The following is a 10,288-nucleotide window of genomic DNA, read 5'->3' as shown; positions in this document are numbered from 1 at the left end:
ACTCCGTATTTCTTACTCCGTTTCCACACGTCCATGAGACCTCCCGTGGTAAGATAACTCACTTTCACTCCATGTCCCTGCCTCATTTACACTCCAACGTCCGTGTAATCTTTGGATTTTGACTTGTTATGCAGTCTTGTCCCATTGGATATGCCTGATGAGATTCGTATTCCTCAGGGCAGAGTTTTGCCGCCAGCTTCCTTCAGATTCCATCTCACAATGGACACCCTTGCTATTGGCTAGTGGTTGGCGATTACAAACCCCCACAGTGGACTTTCACCACCTAGTTAGTTACCATGCACGGCACACAATTAAAATGCCTGCATTGCTAAATGCAGGCATTTTTTCTGTCAAAATTATTTTTATTTCAGATTCAACCTTCCTTGAGATGCCGCATACAAGTTTGCCATGCGATACAAAACTCTAGCTCCTACATTCCCATCCCACTCATCTCCTTCTACACCAGGTGCTACTTCTACTAGGTCAAAGCCCACAATTTTTCTTCCAGACTTCACTACTTCTTTGATTAGATATAAGACCTGCTCAAGCTCAAATCCACCAGCTACTGGAGTTCCAGTATTTGGGCAAAGTTTTGGGTCCAGTCCGTCTATATCTATGGTGACATATACGTCTTGTGGAAGTTGCGCTACTATTTCATCGCAAATGATTTTCCAAGCCTTGCCTTCATACCCATCCCTTTTGATATCCTTATCATAAAAAGTGGTAATTCTATTGTTCTCTTTAGCCATAATGGCTTCAGCTTCACAATAATCTCTAATACCCACTTGTACCATTTTACTTATTTGCGGTAGCTTCAATGCGTTATAGGCAATTGAAGCATGAGAAAACTCAAAATTCTCGTAAGAAACCCTAAGGTCTGCGTGAGCATCTATTTGTAATATACCAAAATTCTCATTTGATTCAGCTACATTCTTGATCAACCCTAATGGTGTGCTGTGATCTCCACCAAGTAGGGCTACCATCTTACCCATAGCGCTGTATTTTTTAGCTTGCTCATATACCCATTCATTCATCTCAACTGAAGCTTTGTTGATCAATCCAGGAACAGCTGCAAATCTCTCCAAATCTTCCTCAGGTGATCCTTTTTCGAGCCAGTGAATATAGTTTGCCGCTAAAATCCTGTGCTTATCACTCAATTCCCTAATAGCTGACGGAATAGGCAACATGTGTATCCCAAGCTTCCACGCATCTCTAATATCATCTTGATAAAGGTCTACCTGCATAGAGGCATTAAGAATTGCTTCAGGACCATCAGCTGTGCCTGGAGAATATGAAACCGTCACCTCCCAAGGAACGGGAATGATGATCATTTCTGCCGTATCCTCATCGAAAGGCAATCCAAAAAGACTATCATGCGTACTTACTCCATTAGGGTCAAAATTTTCAATTATTTGATGTTTTAAGGACATATTATTTTTATTATACTTTAGATTTATTTGTTTCTAATAAGTTAACAATTGTTTTTAAAGTGCTGTTTCAATTTTTATTTCTCCTATCAAAAATACACAAAGAAATGTGATTATCCCATTTCAGAAGTGTTAGTAGGTTGTGGGTTTTTATCTTCTAAGCTCAAAACTTTCTAAAAAAATCCAATATCAGTAAAAATAATCTTGGTCAATATTAAAGAGATCCATGTAGATTATTGATATTTAAATGAGTCTTGAGCCCTCTTATATAGGGTGAAACCGGGTGTTTAAAAAAAATCAAATCATTACTTCTTTGATAATTCCCGTACCTATGCCAACGTGACTCCAATGCGCGATATAAAGCTCAAGTATGATAATCATACCTGGTTCCATACTTAGGTATCCTTGATCTGCTATTTGAGATACAAACAAGCTTATGCCAGGATTGTGTCCAACCAATAAGACTGTCTCAACTTCATCACTTATTTCTGATATTTTGGATGTGATAATAGCGGAGTCAGCTTCGTATAGTTCTTGATGAAAAGTAACTTCAGCATTTGGAAATCCATAAGAGATAATTTCCGTGGTCTGCATGGTTCTGGTAGCTGCACTAGAGATGATTTTTTGAGGAGAAAAATCTGCTCTGAAGAGACTATCGCTCATTTTTATCAACTTACTTCTTCCTTTTGCAGTAAGCTCTCTCTGAAAATCACTTTCAAAATCAAACCCTGCTTCTCCGTGTCTCAATAACCCAAGCACCTTTTTCATGATATGCAATATGCTAATTAATTATACTGAACAGATGAAATAATCATGCCAAATCAGAGATGAAATACAGTTTAATTTGGAATACAATAGAAAGCCATCTATTTTTAGATTTTAATTGGTTCTTGGAAAAAAAGAATCCATTGTTTAAATCCGAAACAAGCATGTCAAAAAATCTAGTTATAGTAGAGTCACCCGCCAAAGCAAAGACCATAGAAGGTTACCTTGGTAAAGATTTTAAAGTAGCATCGAGCTACGGTCACGTCAGGGATTTGCCTAAGGGAGACAAAGCAATCGACATACAAAATAAGTTCAAGCCAACCTATGAGGTCACAGCTGATAAAAAGGAAGTGATCAAACAGTTAAAAGGATTGGTGAAAAATGCAGAAACTGTATACCTAGCGAGTGATGATGACCGCGAAGGAGAAGCCATCAGTTGGCATTTGAAAGAAGTACTCAAGCTAAAAGAGGAAAGTACAAAAAGGATCGTCTTTAGAGAAATCACCAAAAATGCGATCTTGAAAGCTATAGAAAATCCTCGAACCATAGATTACGACTTGGTCAATGCGCAACAAGCACGAAGAATCTTAGATAGATTAGTTGGTTTCGAGCTATCACCTATACTTTGGAAAAAAATCAAAGCTGGTCTTTCTGCTGGTCGTGTTCAATCTGTGGCTGTCCGTCTTATTGTAGAAAGAGAAAGGGAAATTGAGAAATTCAAATCAAAATCAGCCTATAGAATTACAGCACTTTTTGATGTAGAAGGAAAAACCCTTTCGGCAGAATTGCCAAAAAGATTCGATGAGCAAAGTGATGCTGAAGACTTCTTGAAGAAATGTCTTGATGCAGAATTTACCATCAAGAATTTAGAGAAAAAACCTGGTAAAAAATCACCTGCAGCGCCCTTTACAACTTCTACCTTACAACAAGAAGCCAGTAGAAAGCTAGGCTTCTCTGTGGCTCAGACCATGTCAGTGGCTCAGAAACTGTATGAAGCTGGTAAGATTACCTACATGAGGACTGATAGTACAAACCTATCTGAAGATGCGATGGTAGCTGCCAAAAATGAAATCACTTCTGCTTATGGTGCATCTTTTCATAAATCAAGAAAATACACCACCAAAAATGAAGGAGCACAAGAAGCCCACGAAGCCATTAGGCCTACGGACTTTTCAGAGCACAATACCACAGGGGAAAGGAATGAACAAAGGCTTTATGAGCTGATTTGGAAAAGAGCTATTGCCTCTCAAATGGCTGATGCAGAGTTGGAGAAAACCTTGGTGACCATTGGCATTTCTACTTTACCTCAAACTTTAAGTGCAAGTGGTGAAGTAATTAAATTTGAAGGGTTTCTGAAAGTGTATTTAGAAAGTACGGATGACGAACCAGAAGATGAGGAGTCTACAGAAAAAGGACTTTTACCTCCACTATCTATAGGTCAAGTACTAGATCTTATAGAGATGAAGGGTCGTGAAACATTCAGTAGACCTGCCCCTCGATATACTGAAGCTTCATTGGTGAAAAAACTTGAGGAAATGGGCATAGGCAGACCATCTACCTATGCACCAACCATTTCCACAATCCAAAAGAGAAACTACGTAATCAAAGAATCTCGCGATGGAAATGAGAGGAATTATGTTGAAATGAAAATCAGCAAAGGCCAGTTTAAAAAAGATTCAAAAACTGAAATAGCGGGAGCAGATAAAAACAAATTATTCCCTACCAACATAGCCATGGTGGTAAATGATTTTTTGGTGGAGCATTTCCCAAATGTGATTGATTTCTCTTTTACTGCAAGAGTTGAGAAGGAGTTTGATGACATTGCACATGGTGGTCAAAACTGGGAAGACATGATCCAAAACTTCTACGGAGCATTTCATACGCGTGTAGAAGAGACTGCCAATGTTGCTCGTGCAGATGTGAACAGCGCACGTGAATTGGGCGTAGATCCAAAAACTGGCAAAAAAATCATCGTAAGGCTAGGTAAATTTGGGCCATTGGCGCAAATAGGTGAACAAGACGATGAGGAAAAGCAATTCGCTAGTTTGAAGAAAGGTCAATTCATAGAAAGTGTAACTTTAGAAGAAGCTTTGGAATTGTTTAAGTTGCCTCGAGATGTAGGGTATTTTGAAGACAAAAAGATCGTGGCTGCAATTGGAAGATTTGGTCCTTATCTAAGACATGATAGCAAGTTTGTCTCTCTCGGGAAAGAATATGATCCCCTAAGCATCACCGAAGAAGAAGCTGTAGAACTCATCAAGGCTAAGAGAAAAGCTGATGCAGAAAAGCATATCAAAACGTTTGAAGAAAATGAGGAAATTCAAATTCTAAATGGTCGATGGGGTCCCTACATCAAATTTGGAAAGAATAATTTCAAAATCCCAAAAGATAAGGAGGCTGCTGAACTGACTTATGCTGAAACCATTGAGATCATAGAGAATCAGCCTGAAAAGAAAAAAGGTAAATTCACTAAAAAGAAATAAGTTGATCGAAAGGCAAGATATAAATCTTGCCTTTCTTATTTACCCATTTTTCACTATTTTCAAGCATGAAATTCACGCCAATTTTTACAGCATTAATGTTTTGCATTGGAGCTGGTCATTCTCAATCAATACTTCATGGTATAGTAGAAAATCAAATTGATAGATCTCCTATTCCTTATGCCATGATATTTTTAACCAACACAAGTGTGGGTACTACTAGTGATTCTCTAGGAAGATTTTCACTAGAGATCTCAGATGGAAAGCATGAACTTGTCGTAAAATCAATGGGCTTTCACACCATTACATTTGCACTAGATGGTACCAAAATCCAACCTGGTCTATATCGTTTTCAAATGGGAGAAGAAGAAGTATCTATGGACGAGATTTTAGTAGATGCTCAAAGAGATCCAAGTTGGTATCATAACCTTGAAATATTTAAATACCATTTCATAGGGAGTAGTACTCATGCAAGTAAAACTAAAATACTAAACGAAAAAGACTTGATTATAGATGATGTGACCAAAAGAAACTCACTCTTAGTCAATTCAAAGAAAACATTGCAAATTGAAAATGCAAGTTTAGGATACTTAATTGAATATACGCTGCAAGAGTTCGAGTATACCAAGCAAGATCAAAGAATCTTATATGCAGGGTATATTTTCTTTAAACCTTTGGAAGGATTATCAAATAGAAAAACTAAACAAATTACTAGAAATAGAGATAAAGCCTACGAGGGAAGCGCTATGCACCTCATCCGGGCTATATATAAAAATACTGTTGTAGAAGAAGGCTTTCAGCTGAGAAGAATAAAGAGGTTACCAAACCCTGACAGACCTACAGAAGAAGAGCTAAACCTTCTTTCTGAGAAGTTGAGAAAAGGAGAGCCCATTCCATACAGTATGGAAGAATTTTCTAGGTTAAGAAGACTGCCCAAATTCATCGATTATATGAGTGATGAAGTCCTAGACTTAAGTAAATATATAACTATAGGTGAAGATGGTCAAAAGATTCTTGTGTTTGAAGATTTGATCCAAGTGATGTATAAAAAAGCAAAACCAGACGTCAATTATAAGCCAAAATATCCAACAGATTTCCAAGAAAGCATTATCCATTTGACCAAAGGTACTGTGGAGCTATATGAAAACGGAAGCCACTACCCTCCTTTTGACCTGTTGTTTGAAGGCTATTTAGGTTGGCAGAAGACAGGGGATTTACTGCCCCTCGATTTCAATTTCATACCTTAAAGAAAATAATCTCATGAAAAAGAACCTGGTTATTCTTTCGGGTGCAGGTATTTCTGCTGAAAGTGGCATTGCTACATTTAGAGATATTAATGGGCTTTGGGAAGGCCATGATATCATGGAAGTGGCATCACCCGAGGGTTGGAGAAAAAACAAAAGTCTAGTCTTGGATTTTTACAATAAAAGAAGGAAACAAGCACATGGTGTAAAGCCAAATGAAGCTCACCATATCTTGGCAAAACTAGAGCAATACTTTGATGTGACGATCATCACACAGAATGTAGACAACTTGCACGAAAAAGCTGGCTCTAGCAAGGTTATCCACCTTCATGGAGAACTATTCAAATCTCAAAGCACAGCTGACCCCAGATTAATTTATAACATGCACTCTTTAGAAATCAATATTGGGGATAAATGCGAAAAAGGGAGTCAACTTCGCCCATTTATTGTTTGGTTTGGGGAGATGGTAACGATGATCGAGCCTGCCGCAGAAATTGCAAGTTCAGCTGATATATTTGCTGTTATAGGCACATCACTTTTGGTATATCCTGCTGCTGGACTCATTCAATATGCCAGTGAAAATTGTAAAAAGTACCTCATAGATATCAAATCTCCTGCAATTCCTCCAGTCAAAAACCTACAGGTAATTGAAGCATTGGCTTCAGTAGGGACAAAAATAATGGCGGATGAATTAATAGAGGATTTGTATAAGTAAAAAAGTGCCTTTTAAAAACATAGATTTTGAATTAAACCGAGAAGACCTTTCAGATTTGTTTTGCATTTTGGGAGAGGACGATTAATTCGCTCATTTGCTATTTGATGAAAAACCTGAAAGGTCTAAACTAATCAGTAATGATTCATTGATTTATTTCTATGCTATAAGTACCAGCCTTAGCTTCGAAAATAAGCTTCCCTTCTTCTCTCTCAATTAGACTTACAAACTTATTCTTCTTATAATCCTTACCATTAATCAATACCTGATCACTTTCACTTGCATGAAGAATTATTTTCGCACTGGTGTTTGCTGGAATTTGAAAGCTATAGTTCACTCCTTTATCTGTTTTAGTCCAAGCACTTTCGATTCTTCCATACATAGAATCATAATGTCCCTTAGCAAATGTCATGAGGTTTGATGGATCAGGTGTTGGCGCTAATTCAAATTGACGAAAACCAGGGTTAGCTTCATTCACTTTTATCCCAAGGCTATAGCCATACATCCATGCACCGACAGCTCCAAATGCATAGTGGTTGAATGAATTCATGTTGTTGTTTCCATCAAAACCATTCGTATGGGTGTAGGAATTAAGCCTTTCCCAAACCGTAGTAGCTCCTTGTTCGACAGGATAGATCCAAGAAGGATACTCCTTTTGCTGCAGGAGCCTATAAGCCAAGTCATCAAGACCGTGATCCGAAAGTGCTTTGCAAATCCAAGCCGTACCAATAAATCCCGTCATCAGGGAAAATGGAGGTGTATCTATACCCTGATCTGTTTTGCTTTTTCGTGTGATGCTATTGGCAAAATTATCAATTACCTGATCCAGAATATCCTTTTTCACAATCTCAAATGCCAATGGAAGCGCATAAGATGCTTGGGTATCAATTAACTTGTCTTGATATTTAGTCTTTCCTGTTTCTGCATCAAAATACGTATTGTTGAAAAAATCCTTTCTGCTTTCAGATAGCATCGAAAACTTGATCATATCTTCTTTTTGACCTAACACTTGAGCCATTTTCGTCATTAAGTCCAAGTTATAAATCAAATATGCCTCCCAAAAAAGCAATTTCTCGTTATTGCTATCTTCCAGACTCAACCAATCACCAAGGCTTCCCCAGACATCTTTTTCATCTTCTTTGAATACGCCTGTTTCGGCATTGATATCTCCCAGCAAATAGTCCATATAGGCTATCATAGAGGGATAATGTTCTTCTAGCAAGTCAATGTCATTGTACTGCTTGTAACTTTCCCAAGGCACAGTAATACCAGCGCTTCCCCACATCATTTCGCCAAACCCCACACCTAATGGTGCTACGTCAGGAAATCTACCATTTACAGTTTGTACATCTCTCATAGCTAGTAAGTGACGCCTTAAAAACTGAGGAATATTAGATAGAAAATTTGCTGTAGGAGCAAAAACAGAAATATCACCACTCCATCCTAACCGCTCATTTCTCTGAGGGCAATCAGTGGGAATGGATAAGAAATTACTATAGGTAGACCAAGTGATGTTTTCCCACAATTTATTCACCAATGGATTGGAAGTTTGGTAGCTTGATGCCAATTCATGCACAGAACTTAGCACTTGAGCTTTGACATCTTCAAGGGGTAGCGGGCTTTTTAGTCCTGTAATTTCTATGTATCTAAAACCATGAAAAGTGAATTTTGGAGAAATCAATGCCTCACCACCTTTGGCTATATACACATCCTGCGCCATTGCCGCTCGGATGTTTTCGAGCATGATCATTTCTTGATTTTCCCCATATTCATCCAATTGAGGATATTTCACTTCTGCGAAGCGCAAGTATATTTTTTGATTGGGCAAGGTTTCCCTTACCATGATCTTAGGAACTCCAGCAAAGTTTTGACCTAAGTCATAGACATATACTCCTGGCCTTACTTCTTCAAATGATTGGGCAGAAACTTCCTGAATAGCCTTTACATTTGTGCCATATTGCCCAATTATTTTTAACTTATCATGATCAGCTACGCTAGGTACATTACCAGATGCTGGATCGGTGTTTGTCGTGCCAGACAATGGAACTTCTACACTACTCGACCATCCTGCATCATCAAAATCACCAGTAGACCAACCTTTGATTTCAGCTTCCTTGTTTGCATCATATACCTCTCCTTGAAACATGCTGCTGTAGCTTGTTGGGCCATTACTATAATATTTCCAAGTTTCAGGATTTGAATTTACTTCTTCTATGCTTCCATCAGCATAAGTGATCACCAATTTAGCGAGTAAAGACTGTCTATCTCCAAAGAAATTCCAATATTCGCCCATGTAAGTGCTTGCCCCACTCCACCAGCCTTCACTAAGAATTGCCCCCAAGCCATTTTTACCTTCTTGAATCTGATCAGTTATATCATAAGTTTGATAAAACAAGGTTTTGTTGTATTGAGTAAAACCAGGGTTAAAAAAATCCTCCCCTACCTTTTCTCCATTGAGCTGAATTTCATAGATCCCTCTCGCGGTCACATAAAGCCTAGCTTTTGATACCTTAGCTTTTACTTCAAAGGCTGTCCGAAGCATTGGTGATGAGTTTCTGCTCGGGTCAATTGTTTTCAAAAAATTTCCATTTGGTTGATCTCTAGTTAAAGTACCCTCAAAAAGTATATTTGAAGGAGCTCGGAAGTTTCGTACAGTCACATTGGTAATCTGAGCCACTTGGTATTCTTCCAAATGTATCCCTATATCAGCCAATACAGGAAAACTGATATAATCTCCCCCATTACCGTTTGGGTTTAGACCAACGTATCCTATGTGATTCGTTTTCTTTTCTTCATTGACAAATACATCCGTATGGCCTAAGTTAGAATGGATATAAATCTTGTGAGGTTCATATTGATTTTTTGCATTGATAATTTCTTGAGGGATTTCAAATTGCTTCAGCGGCTCGCTACTTATATCTTTTGGTGAATAGCCTACCCTATATATTTTCAATAAGGCATTTTTTCCAGTTTTGATAGGAGAAATATCTAGCTCCATCAGGACATAAGATTGATCACGTTGATTTTCAAGTAGAAAAATATTTTTATTGTTATCCATCAATCGCTCATCATTGGCTCCATAAACAAAACCTACTTTTGAGCTTTGGGACGCTTCATCAATTTGAATTGTAAGGTCCACTTTAAATACAGGTAAGTATTGGGAATACAACACCAAGTCTTGATCACTTCCTCCTATCCACTTAGCACCATCCCAAGCATCAATCCTTGGGTCTAGAAATCCTGTCTCAAACCATGAACTCGAATGATGTATCTTATTTTTCTGATCCCAAACTTTAAGCTTCCATACATATCTTGTTCGGGGATGAAGCTGTTTCCCTTGATATTTTATATGTAAAGATTCATTGGAGCTTGTTTTACCTGTATCCCAAACTGTTCTACCACTTTCATCCGAAACTGTGATCTGATAGGCTTTCTGAAAATCTCCAAATGTCGCTCCTCCCATATTCCAACTGAACCTAGGCTCCGCTACATCAATACCTATAGGAGTCACTTCATACTCTGTTTTCAAATTAATGATTTTAGTTTCTGAAGCTTTAAGTTCAATAAAACAAAAGATGCAAATAATGAGAATAAATAATCGTTGAAACATAGTTATGAATAGGGGTATAAGCAAACTAATCGAATTGATAAATAGAATTG

Annotated in this window: 6 protein-coding genes; 3 read left to right on the top strand and 3 right to left on the bottom strand. The window is 38.0% G+C overall.

Annotation, left to right across the window (positions count from 1 at the left end):
* Positions 1–362: 362 nt before the first annotated feature.
* Positions 363–1,430 carry an agmatinase family protein gene (locus MM239_RS13540; protein WP_241348784.1) on the bottom strand — a complete coding sequence of 356 codons (1,068 nt, stop codon included), beginning with the start codon at positions 1,428–1,430 and terminating at the stop codon, positions 363–365.
* A 294-nt stretch (positions 1,431–1,724) separates the two neighbouring features.
* Entirely contained in the window at positions 1,725–2,195 is a 471-nt protein-coding gene (locus tag MM239_RS13535; RefSeq protein ID WP_241348783.1) for a SixA phosphatase family protein, read from the bottom strand.
* Positions 2,196–2,356: 161 nt separating this feature from the next.
* Between MM239_RS13535 and topA the strand changes: the two genes are divergently transcribed.
* The 3 genes from topA to MM239_RS13520 all read left to right on the top strand — a co-directional run bounded on the left by topA (position 2,357) and on the right by MM239_RS13520 (position 6,631).
* Entirely contained in the window at positions 2,357–4,675 is a 2,319-nt protein-coding gene (gene topA, locus MM239_RS13530; RefSeq protein ID WP_241348782.1) for a type I DNA topoisomerase, read from the top strand.
* A gap of 65 nt (positions 4,676–4,740) precedes the next feature.
* Positions 4,741–5,919 carry a carboxypeptidase-like regulatory domain-containing protein gene (locus tag MM239_RS13525; protein WP_241348781.1) on the top strand — a complete coding sequence of 393 codons (1,179 nt, stop codon included), beginning with the start codon at positions 4,741–4,743 and terminating at the stop codon, positions 5,917–5,919.
* Positions 5,920–5,932: 13 nt separating this feature from the next.
* Positions 5,933–6,631, top strand: coding sequence for an SIR2 family NAD-dependent protein deacylase (locus MM239_RS13520; protein ID WP_241348780.1), 699 nt, complete (start codon positions 5,933–5,935; stop codon positions 6,629–6,631).
* 142 nt (positions 6,632–6,773) lie between these two features.
* Here MM239_RS13520 and MM239_RS13515 read toward each other — a convergent pair whose 3' ends face one another.
* Positions 6,774–10,157, bottom strand: coding sequence for an alpha-L-rhamnosidase (locus tag MM239_RS13515; protein ID WP_241348779.1), 3,384 nt, complete (start codon positions 10,155–10,157; stop codon positions 6,774–6,776).
* Between the last annotated feature and the right edge of the window lie 131 nt (positions 10,158–10,288).

The sequence above is a fragment of the Belliella filtrata genome, assembly GCF_022549775.1.
In the GTDB taxonomy this organism is placed as follows: Bacteria; Bacteroidota; Bacteroidia; order Cytophagales; family Cyclobacteriaceae; genus Belliella; species Belliella filtrata.
The sequence above is the reverse complement of the archived record's forward strand: the minus strand, read 5'-3'. Positions and strand labels throughout refer to the sequence as shown.

Coding starts and splice junctions, on each gene's coding strand:
- MM239_RS13540 (WP_241348784.1), bottom strand. CDS start 1,430: ATGTCCTTAAAACATCAAATAATTGAAAATTTTGACCCTAATGGAGTA.
- MM239_RS13535 (WP_241348783.1), bottom strand. CDS start 2,195: ATGAAAAAGGTGCTTGGGTTATTGAGACACGGAGAAGCAGGGTTTGAT.
- topA (WP_241348782.1), top strand. CDS start 2,357: ATGTCAAAAAATCTAGTTATAGTAGAGTCACCCGCCAAAGCAAAGACC.
- MM239_RS13525 (WP_241348781.1), top strand. CDS start 4,741: ATGAAATTCACGCCAATTTTTACAGCATTAATGTTTTGCATTGGAGCT.
- MM239_RS13520 (WP_241348780.1), top strand. CDS start 5,933: ATGAAAAAGAACCTGGTTATTCTTTCGGGTGCAGGTATTTCTGCTGAA.